This window comes from Arthrobacter sp. NA-172 (assembly GCF_043952055.1).
Lineage (GTDB): Bacteria > Actinomycetota > Actinomycetes > Actinomycetales > Micrococcaceae > Arthrobacter.
This window is the reverse complement of record NZ_JBINOT010000003.1, coordinates 284,463-305,651: the sequence shown is the minus strand read 5'-3', so window position 1 is coordinate 305,651 and position 21,189 is coordinate 284,463. Positions and strand designations below refer to the sequence as shown.

Below are 21,189 nucleotides of genomic sequence, written 5' to 3'. Positions count from 1 at the left end.
GCGGTTGGGTGCCGAAAAAGCCAATCCTCCGCGTGCTATTCCCCATCCCCGTCCTATGGCCTCGCAAAGCTCGGCCGAGGACGGGGACAGGGCCCCTTTTACGCACGCTTCCGGATCACCTTTCCCGACGGCGCGGCGACACCCGCACCTAAACCGGCCAACCGCCGTCGAACTTTCCTTCTTGCTTTGAGGAGTATTGAAATGAACAGCTTCACTGACAATTACACGCTCAACGGCATCACGCTGACCGCACAGCCTATCCACCGGCAGAACGAGGTGCTCACCCCGGATGCCTTGGAGTTCGTTGCAAAACTGCACCGTGCGACGGCGGAGCGGCGCCAGGAGCTGATGCAGGCGCGGCATGGGCGCCGCGGCCAAATCGCCAGCGGCCAGGATCCCCGATTCCTCCCGGAAACCGCCGAAATCCGCGACGATCCGAACTGGCGCGTGGCTCCCCCGGCCCAGGCCTGGAAGACCGCCGCGTGGAAATCACCGGACCGGTTGACCGGAAGATGACCATCAACGCGCTCAACTCCGGCGCCAAGGTATGGCTGGCCGACATGGAAGACTCCTCCACGCCGACGTGGCGCAACGTCATCCAGGGCCAGTTGAACCTCACGGACGCTCTCGAGCGCCGTATCGACTTCACTTCCCCGGAAGGCAAGGAGTACAAGCTCCGTGCGGCCGAGGATCTGCCCACTATCGTGGTCCGGCCGCGTGGCTGGCACCTGCCGGAGAAGCACATGCTCATCGATGGCAAGCCGGTTGCCGGTGGCGTGGTGGACTTCGGCCTGTTCTTCTTCCACAACGCCCGCCGCCTCCATGGCCCAGGGCAAAGGCCCCTACTTCTACCTGCCGAAGATCGAGAACCACCTCGAGGCCCGCCTCTGGAACGACATCTTCGTCATGGCCCAGGACCTGCTCGGCATTCCGCAGGGCACCATTCGCGCCACCGTGCTGATTGAGACGATCACCGCGGCGTTCGAGATGGAGGAGATCCTCTTCGAGCTGCGCGATCACGCCTCGGGCCTGAACGCCGGCCGCTGGGACTACATTTTCTCCGTGATCAAGAACTTCCGCACCCGCGGCCCCCGCTTCGTGCTCCCGGACCGCGGCCAAGTATCCATGACCCAGCCGTTCATGCGCTCCTACACCGAGCAACTGGTCCGGGCCTGCCACCGCCGCGGCGCCATGGCCATCGGCGGCATGGCTGCAGCCGTTCCCAACCGCAAGGACGAGGCCGCCAATACGGCAGCGTTCGAGAAGGTCCGCGCGGACAAGACCCGCGAAGCCGGCGACGGTTTCGACGGTTCCTGGGTCGCACACCCGGACCTGGTTCCGGTGTGCCGCGAAGTGTTCGACGGCGTACTCGGCGATCGTCCGAACCAACTGGACCGCTCACGCGAGGATGTCACCCCGGACGACCGCGCGCTGATCGACATCGCCTCCACCACCGGCACCATCACCGAGACCGGCATCCGGAACAACATCGAGGTGGGCATCCGGTACATCGAGTCCTGGCTGCGCGGCAACGGAGCCGTGGCTATCCACAACCTCATGGAAGACGCGGCCACGGCGGAGATCTCCCGTTCGCAGCTGTGGCAGTGGATCTACTCCCACGCCATCACGGACACCGGCGAGCTCATCAGCCGCGAATGGGTCACCGATCTCCTGGACGAAGAGTTCGCACGCCTGGAACGCTTCGACGACGACCGCTTCAATGATGCCCGCAGCATCTTCGAGGAAGTCACCCTGGCCGAGGAATTCCCCACCTTCCTCACCATCCCGGCCTACGCCCGCTACCTCACGGAAGCCCGCGAAGAAGCCACCAAGGAAGAACTCGTCGCCGCCTAAGCCCGGAGATAAAAGCCCCCGTCCGCTGGGCTGCCTACACTCTTCGCAACAAGTGACCCCGATGGCCGGGGAGGCAGCCCAGCGACGGAGTACCACCACCCGCGCGAGCTGGCAGCAGATGACCCCAAATAAGCGTTTTGAGGTCATTAGCTGCCAGTTCGCGCGTGGTTAAGGCGCGTGGTTAAGGGGAGTACGACGGCGGCGCGCACCTAGCGTTTCAAACCGGCCTAGCGCTGCCGGGCCACCCAGCGCACCGAGAGAGTCGTGCAGACGCAGAACGCGATTACGGAGCCAAGGATCACCAGGAGCGGGACGGTCCAGCCGTTGGAGAGGCTGTGCACGTAGCCGATGATCGTGGGAGCGAGTGCGGCAAAGCAGTAGCCGACCCCCTGCACCACCGCGGACATCTTCCCTGCCGAAGCTTGGTCGCGGGCGAACTTGATGATGGCAATGAAAATGATCGTGATGCCACCGCCTTGCGCGACGCCACCCAGGGACGACCACAGCCACCACTCGCCCGGGGCCAACAACAAGCCCAAGGGCACGGTGAGCCACAGTGCACCCAGGGTGGCCGCGACCGCCGTCGTACTGGCAAAACGGGCGAGCAGCGGCACGCCGAGGCCGCCCACAATCGCGAAAATCTGGAAGAGCGACGACCCTGCCCCGGCTTGTGCGGTGCCCATGTGCAGCTCATCGGACAGGAAGCTCGGCAGCCAGGCGGTTACGCCGTAGTACGAAAATGCCTGGCCGGCGAATCCGAGCGTCAGGCCGACGGTCAGCCAGCCCACGCCAGAGGCGTTGCCGGCTCGCGACCTGTCGCTGGCCGGGACTGCGGCCGGAATGAACGCGCTGCGGGCGCCGACCGTCGGTATCCAGAACAGAATGGCAGCCAACGCCAAAACCGCGCTCGCGGCGAGGGCAAGCCGCCAGCCCACAAGTTCGGCAAGCGGGGCTGTGGCAACGGAAGTCAGGAAGGACCCGATGTTCAGCGCCGCCGTGTACACGCCCATCGCGGTTGCCTGGCGTCGCGGGGCGAAGTCGCGGCGAATGATGAGCGGCACGGCGATGTTGCCGATGGTGATAGCCACGCCGATGATGACAGTGCCCACCATGACCGTAAGTCCGCCGCCAGTGGAGCGGATCACGACGCCGGCCAGGACACCCAGGAGGGTGAGCATTACCGCGAATTCAGCGCCGAGCCTTCGCCCGGCCATCGAAGCCAACGGTGCGGCGAGCGCGAAGCAGAGCACGGGAATGCTTGTCAGGAGTCCAAGTTGCACTGGCGAGAATCCAAGGTCCTGTTTCAGTGAATCCACCACCGGGGCCACTGCGACGAAGGGCCCGCGCATGTTGAGGGCGATGAGGCCGATGCAGGCAAGGATGAGCCAGCCCCGCGGAACCTTGGAGAGGAATTGGCCGGTCATGGGGCGCAGTGAAGGGCGGCGAAAGTAGGCATCACCTTCATTGCTATCACGCGCGAGCTGGCAGCAGGTGACCCCTACCGCGCGTTTTGAGGGCATCTGCTGCCAGCTCGCGCGAAAGGAAGCTCATCCCGTCGCTTGGAGCGTGGCTTCAATCACTGCCGGGGACAAAACGTGCTGCGTGACCATCTGGCTTGCACCAAGGATTGCGGCTTGATCCCCCGCCATCGAGATACCGATGCGCAGGTGTGAGGTCGCCAGAGGCAGCGAGCGCCGGTAGACCACTTCGCGAATGCCGGCAACGAGGTGTTCGCCCGCTTCCCCCATGCTCCCGCCAATCACGATCATCGAAGGGTTGAGCAAATTGACCACGGTCGCGAGGACGTCGCCCACGTCGCGTCCGGCCTGCCGGAGCGCCTGGATGGCCCGGAGGTCGCCCTCAGCCACGAGCCGCAGCACGTCGCCGCCGTTGACGGCCTCCAGACCAAGGGTTTGCAGCTGGCGGGCCACTGCCGGACCTGAAGCGAGGGCTTCGAGGCAACCGTAGTTCCCGCAACGGCACAACACGTCGTCGCCGCGGGGAACCCTGACGTGGCCGAGGTCCCCGGCCGTGCCGTTGGCGCCGCGTTGCAGCTGGCCGCTGCTGATGATGCCCGCGCCGATGCCCGTGGCGATCTTGATGAAGAGCAAATTGTCGTGGTCCGGCCAATACGCCGTGCGCTCGCCCAAGGCCATGATGTTGACGTCGTTGTCCACCAAGACGGGAACCCGCAGCGAACGCTGCATGTAACGGACGACGTCGAATCCGTCCCAACCGGGCATGATCGGCGGCTTGACCGGCCTGCCGGTATCGTGCTCCACCGGTCCCGGCAGCCCTATGCCGATTCCGGCCAGGTCCTCGAGCTTGCGGCCCACTTGGGCGAGGAGCTCCCGCCCGGCCGTCACGACGCGGCCAAGCACCGCCTCCGGACCGTCGGCGACTTCCTGTGCCAGCCGGCGTTCGGCGAGAACGGCGCCGCCGAGATCGGTGACCGCGATGATCACGTGCGTCGCTCCGACGTCGACCGCCAGGACAACGCGGGCCGCGGGGTTGAAGGCAAAGCGCGACGGCGGCCTGCCGCCACTGGAACTCGCCTCGCCGGCCGGTCCCACGAGCCCGGAGCTCATGAGGGCGTCGATGCGCGAGGCGACAGTGGAACGGGCCAGTCCGGTGGTGATGGCGAGCTCGGCCCGGGTCCGTGCCTGGCCGTCGCGAAGTAGCTGAAACAAGTCTCCTGCACGCGAGAGGCTCCCGGCGTCCTGTGCGGAGCCGTCCTTGCTGGGGGCCTTTTCGGGTGCTGTGGTCATGCATCCAGTGATAGCACGATTGCTTATGGGTGTCACGCATCAAAAGATTGTCGAAAGATTATCAGCTTTTGCTTGCTCATCGACAAAAGTAGCCGTACGTTGTTCTTAGTTAGTTGTGAGGAGGATCACGCAGCCCACGAAGCGACGTTGATAATCCAAGAGACTCCGTTTACGAAGAGGTAACTGATCTTGTCCAGCCATTCACCGGCAACACCGTCAGGTTCAATGCAGCCCCTTGGCGTCGGCATTCTTGGCGCCGGTCCCGTCACCCAAGCAATCCACTTGCCCTCACTCGCCCGGCTTCGGGACATTCTGGAAGTCCGGCACATCATGGACGTAGACCCCGCAGTGGCCGAATCGGTCGCAGCCCGCGTCGGCGCCACCTACAGCACCAGCATGGACGCGCTCCTAGGCGATCCCGACGTCGACATTGTGGCCATCTGCAGCCCCCACCAGTTCCACGCAGACCAAGTCATCGCGGCCTGCCGCGCAGGCAAGAAGGCTGTCCTCTGCGAAAAGCCGTTCGCAATGAGCGGCGACGAAGCGGCGCGGATTTCAGCCGTCAGCGACGAAACCGGCGTGCCGATCATTGTGGGCGCCATGCACACCTTCGATCCCGGCTGGCTCGCAGCCGAAGCCAGCTGGGGCGATCTCCCTGAGAATGTCCACACCATCCGTTCTTCCATCGTTCTCCCGCCCAATGCCCGCTTCGAAGACTTCGCCACCGAGATCATCACCCGGCCTGCAGACGGCACCCCTGACTACAGCGACATCGAGGTGATCAAGAACGCCCTCCGCGGCGGAATCATGGGACTCGCCATCCACGACCTTCCGCTCGTCAGGCGCTTCACCCCGGATTTCGAAGACATCGAGGTGCTGCAGGCACGCCACGTCCGCCCCTTCGGCTACGTAATCTCCCTCCGTGCGGGCGATCGGACCATCGAGCTCAGGGCAGCGATGAACAAGACCTGGAAGCCGGAATGGGTCTTCGAAGCGATCTCGGACGATGCCGCCCTCCGCGTCGACTTCACCCCTTCCTACGTTCAGGCAGGCTCGGCAACCGCAACAATCACCAACGGCACCACGAGCACCACCTACGGGCCGTTCGAGCACAACGGATACGAGGGCGAGTGGCGCGAACTCGCGCAGCTGGCCCTCGGAACCAAGCAGCCGCCGTCCGCCGAAACCCTCATCAACGACCTCACCTTCGCGATCGACATCGCCGACGCAACGGTGAACCTCGCCGCCGCCGAGCATGCAGGAGTCCACTCATGAGTACCCAGTACACGGTCGCCGCCTCCGTGCAGGCCGAAGAGAGTGGAGCGGTGGGCCTCGCCGTCGCGTCGCTGCCGGTGAGCTTCGGTCCCGCACCGGCCGGCGAAACCGCAGCCATCTCAGCCATCGACGGCGCCCCCGGATGGACGTCCGAGGCAATCAAGGCGATCGACGGCGGAGCATCGGGCATCGTCGTGATCAATCCGGCCCCGGAAAACACCGCAGCCCTGCGGGATGCCGCTGAAGCCGCCGGCACTGCTGTGGTCCTGGACCAGCGCTGGGCATCCAACCCGGGGCTCGTCCCCGCCGAAGACGCCGTCCGCTCGCTAGCCGGCCGTGCAGCCATGCTGGATACCGTCGCCACTGCCGCGGCAGGCACGGATCCGGAACGACTGCTCACGGAACACCTCGCCGCCGTCGTGCGCATCACCGGCCAACTGGACGGGCTCCGCGTCGTGCGCCGAGGAGCGCACGGCTACACGGTTTCCGGCCGACTCGCTAACGGCGCTCCGGTTTCGCTCCACGGCGTGCTGAGCAACTCCCGGCCCGCCGGCGTCGACCTCCGCCTCTATACCGACGACGGCGGCGTCAGCGTCGTAGTCCCGGAACCTCTGGCCGCCTGGCCGGCGGAAATCCGGGCGACGGGACAACAAGGGGAACTCCTCCTGCCCACCCTTTATGAATCCGCCCACCGCACCACCTGGCGCCGACTCAAGGAACATCTCGACGCCGGCACCTTCCCCTCCGATCTGGCCGGTTTTGCACGGCTGACGGAATCCCTCGCGCACCTCTCATAACCCCTGATCCGGAACAAAAGAGCACCAAAGCAATCATTACCTTCTCGACGACGAGCTGGACCGCAAACCAAGCGCCTCAAGCGCAGCGGTCCCGAAAGGAATCATCATGAATGTTCAATCCGAAACCAGCCGCAATTTCTCCCGCCGCGGTTTTCTCGGCCTCACGGCGGCAGCAGCGGCTGTCCCGCTGCTCGCTGCCTGTGGCGGCGGCTCCAGCTCGAGCTCCGCTGGCGGCACGATCAAGTTCTGGGACATGCCGTGGGCAACCCCGGCATACAACGATGCCGCCAAGAAGATCACTGAGGGCTTCTCGGGAGCCAACAACAGCAAGGCCGGCTACCAGATCATCCAGTGGAACAACTTCTACCAGACGTTCTCCTCGGCCATCGCGTCCAAGACCGGCCCCGCGGTGTCCACCGGTGGTGGCTTCCAGGCGTTCCAGTTCGAGCAGCAAGGCCAGATCGCCTACGCCGACAAGGTGGTCGACGCGCTCAAGAAGAACGGCCAGTTCGACGACTTCCTGCCGGGCGTGCTGGAGCCATTCAAGTCGGACAAGGGCTATGTTGCTATTCCTTGGCAGTTGGACATGCGGGTCTTCTGGTACCGGAAGTCCCTCTTCGACCAGGCGGGCGTGGCCCTGCCGACGGACTGGGCTTCCCTCCTCGAGGCAGGCAAGGCCCTGAAAAGGATCGGCGCCGTCGGCTTCGGCACGGGCGCGGGTGCAGGAAACAACTTCGGCAACCACTCGATGATCATGATGATGGTCAACAACGGCGGTGGCGTCTTCACCAAGGATGGCCAACTGGACGTCATGAACGACCGCAATGTCGAAGCGATCGAGTTCCTCCTGGAACTCCACTCGAACGGGATCATCGACCCCGCTGCGGTCAGCTACACCACAGACAACATGTCTGCCCAGTGGAAAGACAAGAAAATCGGATATGGGGTCTTCCAGGCCGGTGCCGCGGAACGAATCGGGGACACGTCAGGTGACTTCGCCGTTGCGAGCCCGATCGCTGGACCGCACGGTGACAAAGGAACGCTCGTGTTCCCGAACAACATCATGATGTACAAGAACACCCCCTCACAGGAAAGCTCAGAAGCGTTCCTCGTGTATTACATGGGCCAGCTCAAGGAGCTCTGGCGCCAGAAGCTCATGGCCGCCCTGCCCGTTTTCAAGTCCATCACCGAGCTCCCCGAGTTTGCGAGCAATGCGAACAACGTAAAGATCGTCAAGGAATGGCAGCCCATCGCAAAGACCTTCGCCGCCCAGGAAGCACCCTCAACGCCAACCTCGCTGTCCTCGACGGCGGCCAAGCCCTGAACCAGTTCACCCAGACCATTCTCACGGGTAAGACTGACGCCAAAACAGCGTTGCAGGCATTCAAGACCGGCCTCGAATCCGTGATCAAGAAGTAAGCCGTCACCATGTCAACCACCACAGCACAATCCGGCCTGGCCCGGGCCCGCCGGGGGCTTGCCCCCGGCGGGCCCGGGGGCGGGTCGTTGAATCGCAAGAGCAAACTGTCAGGCCAGACCCGCCGGACGTTTTTCTGGCTCCTGCTGCCCTCGGTCATCCTGCTCGTCCTGATCCACGGCTACCCGCTGATCTACGCCGGCGTCCAGGCAACCCACGACGGCTCCCTGATCGACACCGGCAACTTCGTCGGTGTCGAGAACTTCGGCCATGTCCTGTCCTCGCCGGCGTTTTGGAAGGCCGCTCAGTTCACCTTGTGGTTCACCATCGTCGGCGTCTTCGGCTCCTGGCTGGTCGGCCTTGGCCTGGCCCTGCTGCTGCGCACCAAAATCCCGGCAGGCGGCACCTTCAAGGTCCTGCTCCTCCTGCCCTGGGTGGTACCGATCGTGGTCTCATCCACCGCGTGGAACTGGCTCGTGGCCACCCCGGACAGCCTCATCCCCTCGCTGTTCCGCGGCCTTGGCCTAGGCACGCCCCTTTTCCTGGCGGACCCCACTCTGGCCGCGGTCATGGTCATGGTGTTCAAGGTCTGGGTCAGCTTCCCCTTCATGATGATGATGATCTCGGCCGCCCTGGCCTCCGTGGACACCACCGTCTATGAAGCCGCCAGCATGGACGGCGCCAGCAAATGGCAGCAGTTCAGCCAGATCACCCTGCCGCTGATCGCCCGGTCCACCTACATCAGCTGGATCCTGATGACGATCTTCTGCGTCAACGACTTCCCCACCATCTACCTCCTCACCGGCGGCGGCCCCGTTGATGCGACCACTTCCCTCGTGGTCCTCGCCTACCGCACGGTCTTCCAGGACTTCCAGACCGGACCCGGCGTCGCCATCGCCTTCCTCATGACCGTCACCCTCGTCGTCGTCTCGGTCTTCCTGTACCGCCAGATCCGAAAGTCGAGCGTCGAATAATGAGCGCAGTACTCCACGCACACCCCACATCCGGGCCCGCCCTCGGCGTGGAAGGTCCGGAAAAATCCCGCCGAGTCCTCTCCGAAGCAGGCCTCCGCGGACGCTGGTGGCGGTTCGTCCTGATCCTGGCTATCACAGCCATCGTCCTCGTTCCGATCATGGTCACTGTAGTCCTGGCCCTGACCCCGGGCCCCAACAGCACCGCCACGGGCCTGACGTTCGAAAACATCAGCAACGTCTTCTCCAAGACCCTGGCCACCACCTGGCTCAAGAACAGCCTCATCACCACCCTTTCCACGGTGATCGTTTCCGTCGCTGTCGCCGCACCCGCCGGCTACGTGCTCTCCCGCGGCCGCTCCAAGGCCGTCTCCGGCTACTCCCTGCTGCTGTTCGTCATGCAGTCCTTGCCGATCATCACCTCCGTGGTGCCGCTGTTCATCCTGTTCGCGGGCTTGGGACTCGTGGACAACCTCCTTGGCCTGATCATCATCTACGTCGGCTCGACAATGACCGTGGCCACGTGGATGATGGCGGCATACTTCGATTCCATCCCGGTCAGCCTCGAGGAAGCCTCCTGGATCGACGGCTGCTCCGTGTTCGGATCGTTTACGAAGGTGGTGCTGCGAAACTCGCTCCCCGGCATCCTGTCTACGGCGATCTTCGCCTTCCTCCTGGCCTGGAATGACTACCTCGTCGCGATCGTGTTCCTGCGCTCCAACGAGATCTTCACCCTGCCCATGGGCGTGCAGTCCTTCTTCCAGCAAAACGCCACCGACTGGTCCGGCGTCATGGCCCTCGCGGTCATCATGATGCTCCCGCCCATCATCGTTTTCGCCACTCTGAACAAGTACTTCAGCGTCGGCGGCATCGGCGGCTCCCTCGCGGGCCGCTAAAGCCACCCACAACTTCTCACGCAACTGACAACGCAAAGGAAAACCATGTCTTACTCCATCCAGCTGTACACCCTGCGCAATGCCATCCAGGAAGACTTGCCGGGCACCATCAAGAGGGTTGCCGAGATCGGCTACACGCAGGTTGAGCCCTACAACTTCGTCGCAACCGCGAAGGAGCTGGGCGCTGCCCTGAAGGAGAACGGCCTCACCGCTCCGTCCGGACATGCTCCTCTGTTGGGCCACGGACCAGGACGAAATCTTCGCAGCAGCCAAGGAACTGGGCATCGCCACGGTCATCGACCCATACCTGCCCGCCGAGCACTGGCAGAACGCCGAGGACATCCAGGCCACCGCCGCCAAGCTCAACGCGGCAGCCAAGAAGGGTGCCGAATACGGCATCCGCGTCGGCTACCACAACCATGCCTGGGAACTGGAGTCCATCATCGAGGGCCAGACCGCGCTGGAGTACTTCGAAGGCCTCCTTGACCCGGAACTGGTCCTGGAAGTCGATACCTACTGGGCATCTGTCGGTGGCCAGAACCCCGTGGAACTGCTCGCCCGCCTCGGTGACCGCGTGAAGTTCATCCACATCAAGGACGGCCCCGGCACCACGGACACCAAGGCTCAGCAGCCGGCGGGCCAGGGCACCATCCCGGTGCTCGACGTCGTTGCTGCCGCGAAGTCCCTTGAAGTCGGCGTCGTGGAGTTCGACGACTACGCCGGAGACATCTTCGAAGGCATCGCCGAAAGCCTCGCGTTCCTTCAGGACTCCGCTTCAGCAGCAGGAGCACAGGACGTGAACGCATGAGCGCCACTACGCACCAGACCACTCCGTCCACCCGCCGCGGGCCGGTCGGCGTCGCCGTGATCGGGGCGGGCAACATCTCCAAGGCGTACCTGGACAACCTGACGGTCTTCCCTGACTTGAAAGTCCACGTGATCGCTGACCTGTTCGAGGAAGCTGCGGAAGCGCGTGCGAAGGAATACGGCATCCCGGAGTGGGGTTCACCGGAGCTGGCACTGAACCACCCCGACGTCGAGATCATCGTCAACCTGACCATCCCGGCCGCACACGTCGAGGTGGCCACAGCGGCCGTCAACGCCGGCAAGCACGTCTGGACCGAGAAGCCCTTCTCCCTGGACCGCGAATCCGGGCTGGCCCTGCTCAAGACGGCCGACGCCGCCGGCATCCGCCTCGGCACCGCCCCGGACACCTTCCTGGGCGCAGGCCTGCAGACCGCCCGCCGGATCATCGAAGCCGGCGGGATCGGCACCCCGTTGACCGCCCTGACCATGTTCCAGACCCCCGGACCGGAGTCCTGGCACCCGAACCCGTCGTTCCTCTTCGCCCACGGCGCGGGTCCGCTCTTTGACATGGGCCCGTACTACGTCACCGCCCTGGTCCAGACGTTCGGTTCGGTCCGCAAGGTCGCCGCCGTCGGGTCCAAGTCCAAGGAAATCCGCGTGGTCGGTTCCGGGCCCAAGGCCGGCGAGGAATTCCCCGTCGAGGTCCCCACCCATGTTTCGGCCATGCTCCAGTTCGAGGGCGGCGCGTCCTCGCACAGCGTCTTCAGCTTCGAATCCCCCCGCCTGCGGATGGGCTTCGTAGAGATCAGCGGCACGGAAGGCATGCTCGAACTGCCTGACCCGAACAACTTCGACGGCGAGCTCAAGCTGTGGCGCGCAGGTGCCGAGGAACCGGAAATCATTCCGGCCACAGGTCCGGCCAACGGCCGCGGCATGGGCGTGCTGGACATGGCACGTTCGCTGCGCGCGGGTGTTCCGCACCGCGCCCAGGGAGCCCTCGCCTACCATGTGGTGGACACCCTGGTTTCCATCGCCGAGTCCGCCGAAACCGGCACCTTTGTAGGCGTCGACAGCTCCGCCGTGACCTCCCAGGCCCTCCCCGAGGACTGGGACCCGATGGCCGCCACCCTCTAGGAATCACTCATGACAAGCTCCGCCCCTGCCCCCACGAATCCCCCGAAAACCCTCGGTGTTGCCGCGATCGGCTACGCGTTCATGGGCAAGGCCCATTCGAACGCGTGGCGGAACGTGGCCAGCTTCTTCGACGTTCCGGCCTTCGAGCAGAAAGTGCTCGTGGGCCGGGACCCGGAACAGGTTGCCGAGGCCGCGGTCAAGTACGGGTGGAGTGAGTCCGCCACGGACTGGCGTACGGTCCTGGAGCGCGAAGACATCCACATCGTGGATATCTGCGCCCCGGGCTGGATGCACGCCGAAATCGCCATCGCGGCCTTGGAAGCGGGCAAGCACGTCCTGGTGGAAAAGCCCCTCGCCAACACCCTGGCCGAAGCCGAACTCATGACAGCTGCGGCAGCAAAGGCCAGGGCCCGGGGCATCCAGTCCATGATCGGCTTCAACTACCGCCGTGTACCTGCCCTCGCCTTCGCCCGCGAGTTGATCGCGGAGGGCAGGCTGGGCACGGTCCGGCACGTCCGGGCCTCGTATATGCAGGACTGGCTCGTGGACGCTGATTCGCCCATGACATGGCGGCTCAACAAGGAAACCGCCGGGTCCGGTGCCCTGGGCGACATCGCCTCGCACGCGATCGACCAGGTCCTGTTCCTCCTCGGGGACACGGTCACCGAGGTCTCGGGGCGGCTGCACACCTTTGTGAACAGCCGCCCCGGGGCGAACGGTCCGGAAAAAGTAACGGTCGACGACGCCGCCTGGGCCACGCTGACCCTCGCTTCCGGGGCCCTCGCCTCGGTGGAAGTCTCCCGCATGGCCACCGGCCAAAAGAACTCCCTGAAACTGGAGATCTACGGCGACAAAGGTTCCATCCTCTTCGACCTGGAGAACATCAACGAACTCGGGTTCCTGGACGCCACCGTGCCCGTCCGCGAGCAGGGCTTCCGCCGAATCATGGTCAACGAACCCGAACACCCATATATGGGCGCGTGGTGGCCGCAAGGTCACGTGATCGGCTGGGAACACACCTTTACCCACGAAATCCGCGACTTCCTGGCCGCCATCGACGCCGGGACTCCGCCGTCGCCGTCGTTCGACGAGGGACTCGCCGTCCAGCGGGTCCTGGCCGCCATCGAAGAATCCGCCGACGCCAAAAGCGCGATCATCCAGGTGCGCCGGCCACTAACCCGCACTGCTGGCCGACCGAAACTTTTCCCAAGGAGAACCAATGCCCCGCCCGTACACCCTGTTCACCGGCCAGTGGGCCGACCTGCCCTTCGAGGAAGTCGCCAAGCTTGCCTCCGGCTGGGGCTACGACGGCCTGGAAATCGCCGTCTCCGGCGACCACCTGGAACGCCTGGCGCTGGGACGAACCCGGCTACGTCGAATCCAAGCTCGCCATCCTGGAGAAGTACAACCTGAAGGTCTGGGCGATCTCCAATCACCTCAAGGGCCAGGCCGTGTGCGATGACCCCATTGACTTCCGCCACCAGGGAATCGTCGGCGCGAAGGTCTGGGGCGACGGGGACCCCGAAGGCGTCCGCCAACGCGCCGCCGAGGAAATGAAACACACCGCCCGGCTCGCCCGCGCGCTGGGCGTGGACACCGTGGTCGGGTTCACCGGCTCCTCCATCTGGCAATACGTCGCCATGTTCCCGCCCGTCCCGGAGAAGGTCATCGAGGCCGGCTACCAGGACTTCGCCGACCGGTGGAACCCCATCCTGGACGTCTTCGACGAATGCGGGGTCCGCTTCGCCCACGAAGTCCACCCCTCCGAAATCGCCTACGACTACTGGACCACCGTCCGCACCCTGGAAGCCATCGGGCACCGCGAAGCGTTCGGGCTGAACTGGGACCCCTCGCACTTCATGTGGCAAGGCATCGACCCCGTCTCCTTCATCTGGGACTTCAAAGACCGGATCTACCACGTGGACTGCAAGGACACCAAGCTGCGCCCCACCGGCCGCAACACCGTCATGGGCTCCCACCTGCCCTGGGCGACCCCCGCCGCGGCTGGGACTTCGTCTCCGCCGGACGCGGCGACGTGCCCTGGGAATCCTCCTTCCGCGCCCTCACCGCCATCGGCTACAACGGACCCATCAGCATCGAATGGGAAGACGCCGGCATGGACCGCCTCCACGGCGCACCCGAAGCCCTCGCCGCCCTCAAAAAATTCGACTTTCCGGCGTCGAACACCTCCTTCGACGCCGCCTTCAGCCAGGACTAACCCCACCCTCCCTCCGCCCTCCCTTCCCTTCCGCGCGAACTGGCAGCAGATGCCCTCAAAATCCGATTTTGCGGGCAGCTGCTGCCAGTTCGCGCCTAGCCATCCGCAATAACGAACGGAACGAACACTTGGCCATGCAGGACGAGAAATCGAAGCACTCCCCTTTGATTGGGATCGACATTGGGGGCACCGGCATCAAGGGTGGGCTCGTCGATCCGGAAAAGGGCGAACTCATCGGTGATCGCGTCCATGTCCCTACCCCGCAACCTTCCACTCCGGAGGCTGTGGCCGAAGTCGTGGCCCAGGTTGTCGCCAAACTCTCAGCTCGCCCGGACGCGTCGGTTGCGGACTCCCCCGTGGGCGTCACGTTCCCCGGGATCATCCGGCACGGCGTAGTCCATTCGGCCGCCAATGTGGATAAGTCCTGGCTGAAAACCGACATTGACGCACTCCTGACGGAGCGTCTCGGCCGCCGCGTCGGGGTCATCAACGACGCCGACGCAGCCGGCCTGGCGGAGGCCCGCTTCGGCGCGGGTGAAGGAGTCTCCGGGACGGTGCTGGTGATCACGCTGGGAACCGGCATCGGCTCGGCCTTCATCTTCAACGGCAAGCTGGTTCCCAACGCCGAGCTCGGCCACCTGGAGATCGATGGTTTCGACGCAGAAACCAAGGCGTCGGCTGTTGCCCGTGAACGCGACGGCCTCAGCTGGGAAGAGTACAGCCTGCTCCTGCAGCGCTATTTCTCGCACGTGGAGTTCCTGTTCTCACCCGAGCTCTTCATCGTCGGGGGTGGCATCTCCAAGCGCGCCGACGAATACCTGCCCCAACTGAAATTGCGCACTCCGATAGCTCCGGCGGAGCTGATGAACGACGCCGGGATCGTGGGCGCCGTCGTCGACATCGCGCACAACTGAGGAGCGAAAGTACACATGACCTATCGAAAGCTCAGCCGCGGCCAGCGCGCACAGATCTGGATCGGCGGACCCGGACTGCCAACTCCCGAGCTCCTCTTCGAAACTGATGAAATGCTCGTCGAGGCACCGAATTGGTCCGTCGATGGTGCTTCCCTCTTGGTGAACGGAGACGGCCGACTCTGGCGGCTCGACGTCGACTCACCCGAACGCGGCCTCGCGCCGGTCGGGTTTAACGGCCTTCCGGAAATCAACAACGACCATGTCCTGGACCCCGACGGCGAGCACATCTACATGTCCGCGACGGACGGGCACATCTATCGCGGCTCGCTCCACGGCGGAGCGCTTAATGCGCGCACGGCGGAACGGGTCTCGCACGAGGAAGGGCAGTGGCACTTTCTGCATGGCGTGTCTCCAGACGGTTCCCGCCTCGCCTACGTCCAGATGAATGACTTTGCCAATCCCGGGAAACTCGCGGTCATGGAGCCGCATGGCCCCTCCGTTGTTGTTGACACCGGCGAGGGACACATTGACGGCCCCGAATGGTCACCTGACGGCCGGTGGATCTATTTCAACACCGAGGGATTCACGGATACGCCAGTGACATGCCCAGCTCGCCCGCATCCCCGACGCGGGCGGCGCCGTCGAACGCCTTGTCACCAGCCACACGGTCGACTGGTTCCCGCACCTGTCCCCGGACGCGCAATGGGCCTCGTACATCGCCTTTCCTGCCGGCACTCTCGGGCACCCTGAAGACCGTGACGTCGAGGTGCGGGTTGTTTCCACCTCCGGCTGGTCAACGGCTGTCCAGCGCTACCCGCTCTTCGGCGGCCAAGGAACCATCAACGTGAACAGCTGGTCCCCGGACAGCCGCAGGTTCGCCTTCGTCGCCTACCCGGTCACGTGAGAAAGGCCACCTGATGATCTCAGTGCAGCTCTGGAGCCTCCGCAAGGAAATCTTCGACCTCGGTTGGGACCCTGTGATCGATACCCTCGCCGGCGCAGGCTTCAAGCACGTCGAACCCTTCGGAATCTCGGAAACGGCCCCACTCTTGTTACCGGCGCTCAAGCGCAACGAGATCACGACTCCCACGGGCCACGGCGAGATCGTCGGGGACCAGTTAGCGGCGACCCTGGATGCCGCCGTCGGGTCCGGCGTCGAACTCCTGATGCAACCGATGTTTCCCGCCGAACGGTGGCGGGACCGCGACGGCGTCCGACGCATCGCCGAGGACCTCAATCGCGCAGCCGAGGCGGCCCGGCCATACGGCATGCGAATCGCGTTTCACAACCACGACGACGAAGTGCGCACCATGATCGACGGCCGGCCTGCCCTGGCGGCCCTGATGGACGAGGTCGCACCGAACGTGGGCGTCGAATTCGACCCCAACTGGGCGACCATCGGGGGCGCCGACGTCCTTGAGCTCATGTCAACGCTCGGCGATCGGATCTTCGCCGTGCACCTTAAGGACGGGCCGCTGCGGGGCACCAACTCCGATCAGCTCGCCCTCGGCGACGGCGAGCTGGGGTGGGACAGCTTCCTCGATGCGCTCGATCCCGCGCTTCCACGCGTCATTGGACTGGACATGTTCGCTGGTGACTCCCTCGCCGCTGTACTGCGCAGCAAGCGTTGGCTTGACGAACGCGGGGCTTAGAACTTTCCTTCGCCCGCCGTCGTGATCCCTCTCGGAATGCCCGTTAAGATCAGTCTTGAGGGGCATTTTCGCGCCAGATTTCCTGAGAGGACCGCATGAGCCAGAAAATCCGCGAAACAACAGCGGACGACGCCGGACGGCTGGCTGAGCTCGCAGCCGTCACCTTTCCGCTCGCCTGCCCGCCGGACTCCTCGCCTGAGGACATCGCAGCACACCTACGCCGAACGCTCAGCGCGGAGAAATTCACGGAATACCTCGCGGATCCGGACGTCACCATCCTGGCCATCGACGCGGCCGGTGAACTCCGTGGCTACAGCATGCTCGTGGCCCGCCCCGCGGCGGATTTGGACGTATCCTCGGCGCTTACCGTGCTTCCTTCCGCGGAACTGAGCAAGTGCTATGTCCACCCGGAACACCACGGCCTGGGCGCTGCCGCGGAACTCATGAAGGCTACTTTGGAGCACGCAGTTTCGTCTGGAGCGGCGGGTGTATGGCTTGGCGTGAACAGCCAGAATGCCAAGGCAATACGTTTCTACGAGAAGAGCGGCTTCAGGAAGGTCGGGACCAAGTCGTTCCGCCTGGGTGACACCGTGGAGCACGATTTCGTCATGGAGCGGGCGCTCTAGGCGTCCCCCGCGACGCGCAACGGGTCTGACGACGCACAACGGGTCCGGCGACGCGCAATACGTTCTGCGACGCGCATTTAGACCCACGACGCGGGAATTCCGTGTGCGAGATCCCCTTTCCGCGTCGCAGGGCTTTTTGCGCGTCATGAGCGCGTCGTGTGCGCGTCATGAGCGTGCCGTGTGACCAGATCGACAGGCCATTCCGGGAATGACGGGCCCGCCCTCAGGGTTGTCGTCATCATGAAGATTGAGATCTGGTCCGACGTTGCTTGCCCTTGGTGTTACATCGGAAAGCGCCGGTTCGAGACCGCCCTGGCCGAATTCCCGCACCGCAACTCAGTGGAAATCCAGTGGCGCAGCTACCAACTGGACCCGAGCGTCCCGGAACACTACGACGGTTCCGAGCTCGATTACCTCAGCAAGCGCAAGGGCATGGACCCGGCGCAGGTGAGCCAGATGTTCGATCACGTCGCGCTGCAAGGCAAGGGCGAAGGTCTCAACTACCGTTTCGACGACGTCGTGGTGGCCAACAGCTTCACCGCACACCGCCTCATCCACCTCGCCGCATCCCACGGCAAGCAGGACCAAGCCAAGGAACTGCTCCTGAGCGGCCACTTTGAACACGGCAAGGACATTGGCAGCCAGGACTACCTGACCACGCTCGGCAGCGAGTTGGGCCTGCCGGAAGGCGATGTCGCGGAGTTGTTCAGCACCGAAAAGTACGCCGACGACGTCCGCGGTGACATTGCCGAGGCGCGGACCCTTGGCGTGACCGGCGTGCCCTTCTTTGTCATCGACCGCAAGTACGGCCTCTCCGGTGCACAGCCCGCCGAGGTCTTCACCCAGGCACTGACGCAGGCTTGGCAGGAAGCGAACCCGCTGGTCGCCGTCGGCAGCTCCGACGCCGAAGCCTGCGGTCCGGACGGCTGCGCGATCTAACCCCGGCGCGAACTGGCAGCAGATGCCCCCAAAACCACGTGGAGAGGTCATCTGCTGCCAGCTCGGCGCAAGGAACGGCGCCGCTTTGCTGACAGATCCCTGTAAAGTGTCTGTATGCCAAGGATTACGGCCGCCACCAATGCGAAGCAACGCGCTGAAACCCGACGCCGGATCCTGACAGCTTTCGGCGAATTGCTCTTCACCCATGGCCTGCCCGGCTTGACCATGACCGACGTCGCGCGTCACGCCGGCGTCGGCCGGACCGCGGTGTACAACTACTACGCGGACATGGAACAGCTCCTCATCGCGTACGCCCTGAACGAGACCGAGCGCTTCCTCGGCGATCTGCGCGAATCCCTCGGTGCGCTTCAGAACCCCGTGGACCGGCTGGCCCTCTACGTCCGCGCGCAGGTGGAAGATCTCAGCCGCCGGCACCTCCCTCCGGGTCCCGCAATGGCCGCAGTCCTCTCCCCCGCATCTTTCGCGCAATTGGCGGATCACGTGGGCGAACTCAATATCCTGCTCCAGGACATCCTGCACGACGGCATCGCGGCCGGCTATTTCCCGGCCACGGACATTTCGCAGCTCGCGCGGCTCATCCACGGGACCCTCTCCTCCAGCGCGGCGCGCGGCGGTGCAGCAATCGAGGGAGAGCCGGCGGCACTCGAGGAGCGGCTGGTCCAGACCGTCCGGTTTATCCAGTTGGGCGCCGGAGCAAGGTTCGACGACGACGGCCGGCCCGCGCGTCTGGCGTGACCCTGCCGCTGGGCTGGCACTAGGACGGCCCGAATTGCTGACGCTAAGACTTAGGGATCACCGGCAGCTTCGAATTGTCGGCAATCCGCTGGTCCTCGTGGGGACAGCTCGAGCTTGCCCGGAGTGTTGTCCACCAGTTCCTGAGGCACCAGCGCAGAGAAACCCGGCGCAAGGATGATGTCTACGGAGGCATCAGTACGCTGGTCTTGGAAATAGTCGGTGCCGGCAACATTCCGCTGGATGTTGAACGCCGCAGCCTGCCCGCCAGAACCGGAAACAACCACGGCAGTACCGGTGTAGCTGGTGGTGCTGTTGTCGACGCCGCCGACGTTGTATCCCCGGGCTTTCAACTGGTCAGCCACGCTCTTCGCCAGACCGGGCCTACCCGCAGCGTTGTAGACATTGATGTTGACCTTATTGTTCGGCGCATAGTCGAAAACGGTCGCCGGGCATAGCGGCGCGGGCGCCTGGCTGGCGACGGTGGAAGGAAAACGGATCACGCCGTTCATGACGGCCCACGCGCCAACGGCTCCGGCGACGATCACTCCGACGAGCAACGCCAACACAATCCCGTGCAAAAGCCGGCGGCTGAACCAACCCGGATGATCCTCGGGTCCCGGGGCATCAGCAAAGGTGGCCCGCAGCTCCGGCCCGGTAACAACGCGATGCCCGTGCAGGCGCGTCGGGTCTTTCTGACGACCAGGACGCTTCCGGGGTTTGCCCGGATCGGCATTCTCGGGCACGGCCGCCTGCTCTTCCGGGATTGTCTCGTTAACCACCTATCACCAGTACCCGGGCGTGAATGGCCGTCCGCTGGTGGAGTGCGGTCCGGACGGCACGGTGCAGCCCGTCTTCGAGGTACAACACGCCTTGGTATTGCACTACATGCGGGAAAAGGTCGCCGAAAAAGGTGGAGTCCTCGGCCAACAACGCTTCCAGGTCAAGCGTGCGCTTGGTGGTGACAAGTTCATCGAGCCGGACCGGACGCGGCGGCAGCGAGGCCCAGTCCTTGGGCGTGGAAAAACCATGGTCAGGGTACGGGCGTCCCTCGCCCACAGCTTTGAAGATCACGGTGCAAGCCTAAAGAAGTAAGGCGTCCAAGGGAACTTGTGAGAAGTCGGCCACCAAGGTTGTGGCCAAAAGGTAACCGTTGACGGACGGTGCGCGCTGAAACGGCCCCGCCATCCGCCGTCGTCCGTCACACCGCTGCCGCCGGGAGGCAGGACTGACAGAATGGGATCATGACTGCTCCAATGCCAGGCACCACGCACCCGGCGGCTCCCGCGCTCGCACTCCTTCTCGACGTCGACGGCCCTGTCGCGAGTCCGGTGACGCGCGATGTGAAGCCGGAAATCGTCGCCGATCTTGTGAGTCTGGCGTCTGCTGGCATCCCTGTCATTTTCAACACCGGCCGCTCGGACGCTTTCATCCGCGAGCAGGTCATGGCACCCATGATCGCCGCCGGAATGCCCGCGGGAACCGTGGTCCATGCGATCTGCGAGAAGGGGGCGGTGTGGTTCAGTTACACCTCGGGCGGCCCGGGACCCATCCACGTGGACCATGAACTGGCTGTTCCCAAGGCCTATGGCGACGACGTTCGCCGCATGGTGGCAGAGGACTACGCAACGCACATGTTCTTCGACGAGACAAAGCGCGCCATGGTGTCCGTGGAGCAGCATCTGGACGTTTCAAGCGAGGACTACCTGGCCGAGCAGAAGCTCTTCGACGCCGATGCCCTGGAGCTCATGGGCAGGCACGGCCTTTCTGCCGCGATCCTGGACCACCACGCACCGGAGTCCGACGACGACGCCGACTACCGCCTCGATCCCACCATCATTTCCACGGACATCGAGTCCGTCCAGCTCGGCAAGGACCTCGGCGCCAGCCGCGCAGTGGAACTCCTCGCCGCCCAAGGCATTACCCCGCAGGCCTGGCGGACGGTGGGAGATTCGCGCACCGACTACGCGATGGCCGACTGGCTCCACCACAACGACCACAGCGTCAAGCACATCGACGTCCGCCCCGCGGACGGCGTGCCCAGCAAGCCATACGATGTCCTTACAGCCACAGACCTCGGCCTGGGCGAGGATGTCATTCACGACGACGCCGGCGGCGCGTTCCTGCGCAGTTGGCGTGAAGCCTTGGTGGGCTGAGCCCGCTTCATC

At 64.5% G+C, this 21,189-nt stretch carries 18 protein-coding genes and 4 pseudogenes; 18 read left to right on the top strand and 4 right to left on the bottom strand.

Features of this window, described 5'->3' with window-relative positions:
* The first annotated feature begins 201 nt into the window (after nt 1-201).
* A pseudogene (gene aceB, locus ACF0H6_RS15410) lies at nt 202-1,854 on the top strand (malate synthase A).
* Nucleotides 1,855-2,081: 227 nt separating this feature from the next.
* Here aceB and ACF0H6_RS15405 read toward each other — a convergent pair.
* Both ACF0H6_RS15405 and ACF0H6_RS15400 read right to left on the bottom strand, forming a co-directional pair.
* Nucleotides 2,082-3,278 (bottom strand): CynX/NimT family MFS transporter, encoded by a 1,197-nt coding sequence (locus ACF0H6_RS15405; RefSeq protein ID WP_395250459.1) that lies wholly within the window; start codon nt 3,276-3,278, stop codon nt 2,082-2,084.
* A gap of 123 nt (nt 3,279-3,401) precedes the next feature.
* Entirely contained in the window at nt 3,402-4,622 is a 1,221-nt protein-coding gene (locus tag ACF0H6_RS15400; RefSeq protein WP_395250458.1) for an ROK family protein, read from the bottom strand.
* A gap of 225 nt (nt 4,623-4,847) precedes the next feature.
* On the opposite strand from ACF0H6_RS15400, the gene ACF0H6_RS15395 reads away from it, so the two are divergent.
* The 16 genes and pseudogenes from ACF0H6_RS15395 to ACF0H6_RS15320 all read left to right on the top strand — a co-directional run bounded on the left by ACF0H6_RS15395 (nt 4,848) and on the right by ACF0H6_RS15320 (nt 19,024).
* Nucleotides 4,848-5,897 (top strand): Gfo/Idh/MocA family protein, encoded by a 1,050-nt coding sequence (locus tag ACF0H6_RS15395; protein ID WP_395250457.1) that lies wholly within the window; start codon nt 4,848-4,850, stop codon nt 5,895-5,897.
* The gene (locus tag ACF0H6_RS15390; protein ID WP_395250456.1) at nt 5,894-6,694 is read left to right on the top strand and encodes a hypothetical protein; all 801 of its coding nucleotides are present in this window, start codon (nt 5,894-5,896) and stop codon (nt 6,692-6,694) included. Before ACF0H6_RS15395 ends, ACF0H6_RS15390 begins: the two co-directional genes overlap by 4 nt.
* A gap of 106 nt (nt 6,695-6,800) precedes the next feature.
* Nucleotides 6,801-8,018 carry an ABC transporter substrate-binding protein gene (locus tag ACF0H6_RS15385; protein ID WP_395250455.1) on the top strand — a complete coding sequence of 406 codons (1,218 nt, stop codon included), beginning with the start codon at nt 6,801-6,803 and terminating at the stop codon, nt 8,016-8,018.
* A gap of 104 nt (nt 8,019-8,122) precedes the next feature.
* Nucleotides 8,123-9,085 (top strand): carbohydrate ABC transporter permease, encoded by a 963-nt coding sequence (locus ACF0H6_RS15380; protein WP_395250454.1) that lies wholly within the window; start codon nt 8,123-8,125, stop codon nt 9,083-9,085.
* Nucleotides 9,085-9,978, top strand: a complete 894-nt coding sequence (locus ACF0H6_RS15375; RefSeq protein WP_395250453.1) for a carbohydrate ABC transporter permease — start codon at nt 9,085-9,087, stop codon at nt 9,976-9,978. Before ACF0H6_RS15380 ends, ACF0H6_RS15375 begins: the two co-directional genes overlap by 1 nt.
* Before the next feature lie 45 nt (nt 9,979-10,023).
* Nucleotides 10,024-10,786, top strand: a pseudogene (locus tag ACF0H6_RS15370) (sugar phosphate isomerase/epimerase family protein).
* Nucleotides 10,783-11,919, top strand: coding sequence for a Gfo/Idh/MocA family protein (locus ACF0H6_RS15365; RefSeq protein ID WP_395250452.1), 1,137 nt, complete (start codon nt 10,783-10,785; stop codon nt 11,917-11,919). The pseudogene ACF0H6_RS15370 and the gene ACF0H6_RS15365 overlap by 4 nt, the downstream one beginning before the upstream one ends.
* 9 nt (nt 11,920-11,928) lie before the next feature.
* Nucleotides 11,929-13,107, top strand: a pseudogene (locus ACF0H6_RS15360) (Gfo/Idh/MocA family protein); the annotation flags it as partial.
* Nucleotides 13,108-13,138: 31 nt separating this feature from the next.
* Nucleotides 13,139-14,137: pseudogene (locus tag ACF0H6_RS15355) on the top strand (sugar phosphate isomerase/epimerase family protein).
* Between the two features lie 128 nt (nt 14,138-14,265).
* Nucleotides 14,266-15,051 (top strand): polyphosphate--glucose phosphotransferase, encoded by a 786-nt coding sequence (gene ppgK / locus ACF0H6_RS15350; RefSeq protein ID WP_395251323.1) that lies wholly within the window; start codon nt 14,266-14,268, stop codon nt 15,049-15,051.
* Nucleotides 15,052-15,066: 15 nt separating this feature from the next.
* Nucleotides 15,067-15,801 (top strand): TolB family protein, encoded by a 735-nt coding sequence (locus ACF0H6_RS15345; RefSeq protein ID WP_395250451.1) that lies wholly within the window; start codon nt 15,067-15,069, stop codon nt 15,799-15,801.
* A 16-nt stretch (nt 15,802-15,817) separates the two neighbouring features.
* The gene (locus ACF0H6_RS15340) at nt 15,818-15,955 is read left to right on the top strand and encodes a hypothetical protein (protein WP_395250450.1); all 138 of its coding nucleotides are present in this window, start codon (nt 15,818-15,820) and stop codon (nt 15,953-15,955) included.
* Nucleotides 15,956-15,968: 13 nt separating this feature from the next.
* Nucleotides 15,969-16,703 carry a sugar phosphate isomerase/epimerase family protein gene (locus ACF0H6_RS15335; protein WP_395250449.1) on the top strand — a complete coding sequence of 245 codons (735 nt, stop codon included), beginning with the start codon at nt 15,969-15,971 and terminating at the stop codon, nt 16,701-16,703.
* A gap of 95 nt (nt 16,704-16,798) precedes the next feature.
* Nucleotides 16,799-17,329, top strand: coding sequence for a GNAT family N-acetyltransferase (locus ACF0H6_RS15330; protein ID WP_395250448.1), 531 nt, complete (start codon nt 16,799-16,801; stop codon nt 17,327-17,329).
* Between the two features lie 240 nt (nt 17,330-17,569).
* Nucleotides 17,570-18,268, top strand: a complete 699-nt coding sequence (locus ACF0H6_RS15325; protein WP_395250447.1) for a DsbA family protein — start codon at nt 17,570-17,572, stop codon at nt 18,266-18,268.
* Between the two features lie 114 nt (nt 18,269-18,382).
* Nucleotides 18,383-19,024 carry a TetR/AcrR family transcriptional regulator gene (locus ACF0H6_RS15320; protein WP_395250446.1) on the top strand — a complete coding sequence of 214 codons (642 nt, stop codon included), beginning with the start codon at nt 18,383-18,385 and terminating at the stop codon, nt 19,022-19,024.
* A gap of 50 nt (nt 19,025-19,074) precedes the next feature.
* Here ACF0H6_RS15320 and ACF0H6_RS15315 read toward each other — a convergent pair whose 3' ends face one another.
* Together ACF0H6_RS15315 and ACF0H6_RS15310 are read right to left on the bottom strand one after the other, a co-directional pair.
* Nucleotides 19,075-19,803 carry a LytR C-terminal domain-containing protein gene (locus ACF0H6_RS15315; protein ID WP_395250445.1) on the bottom strand — a complete coding sequence of 243 codons (729 nt, stop codon included), beginning with the start codon at nt 19,801-19,803 and terminating at the stop codon, nt 19,075-19,077.
* Nucleotides 19,796-20,095: a type II toxin-antitoxin system VapB family antitoxin gene (locus tag ACF0H6_RS15310; RefSeq protein ID WP_395250444.1), complete on the bottom strand. Its 300-nt coding sequence runs from the start codon at nt 20,093-20,095 to the stop codon at nt 19,796-19,798. Before ACF0H6_RS15310 ends, ACF0H6_RS15315 begins: the two co-directional genes overlap by 8 nt.
* 170 nt (nt 20,096-20,265) lie before the next feature.
* Between ACF0H6_RS15310 and ACF0H6_RS15305 the strand changes: the two genes are divergently transcribed.
* Nucleotides 20,266-21,177, top strand: a complete 912-nt coding sequence (locus tag ACF0H6_RS15305) for a hypothetical protein (protein WP_395250443.1) — start codon at nt 20,266-20,268, stop codon at nt 21,175-21,177.
* Nucleotides 21,178-21,189 lie beyond the last annotated feature (12 nt).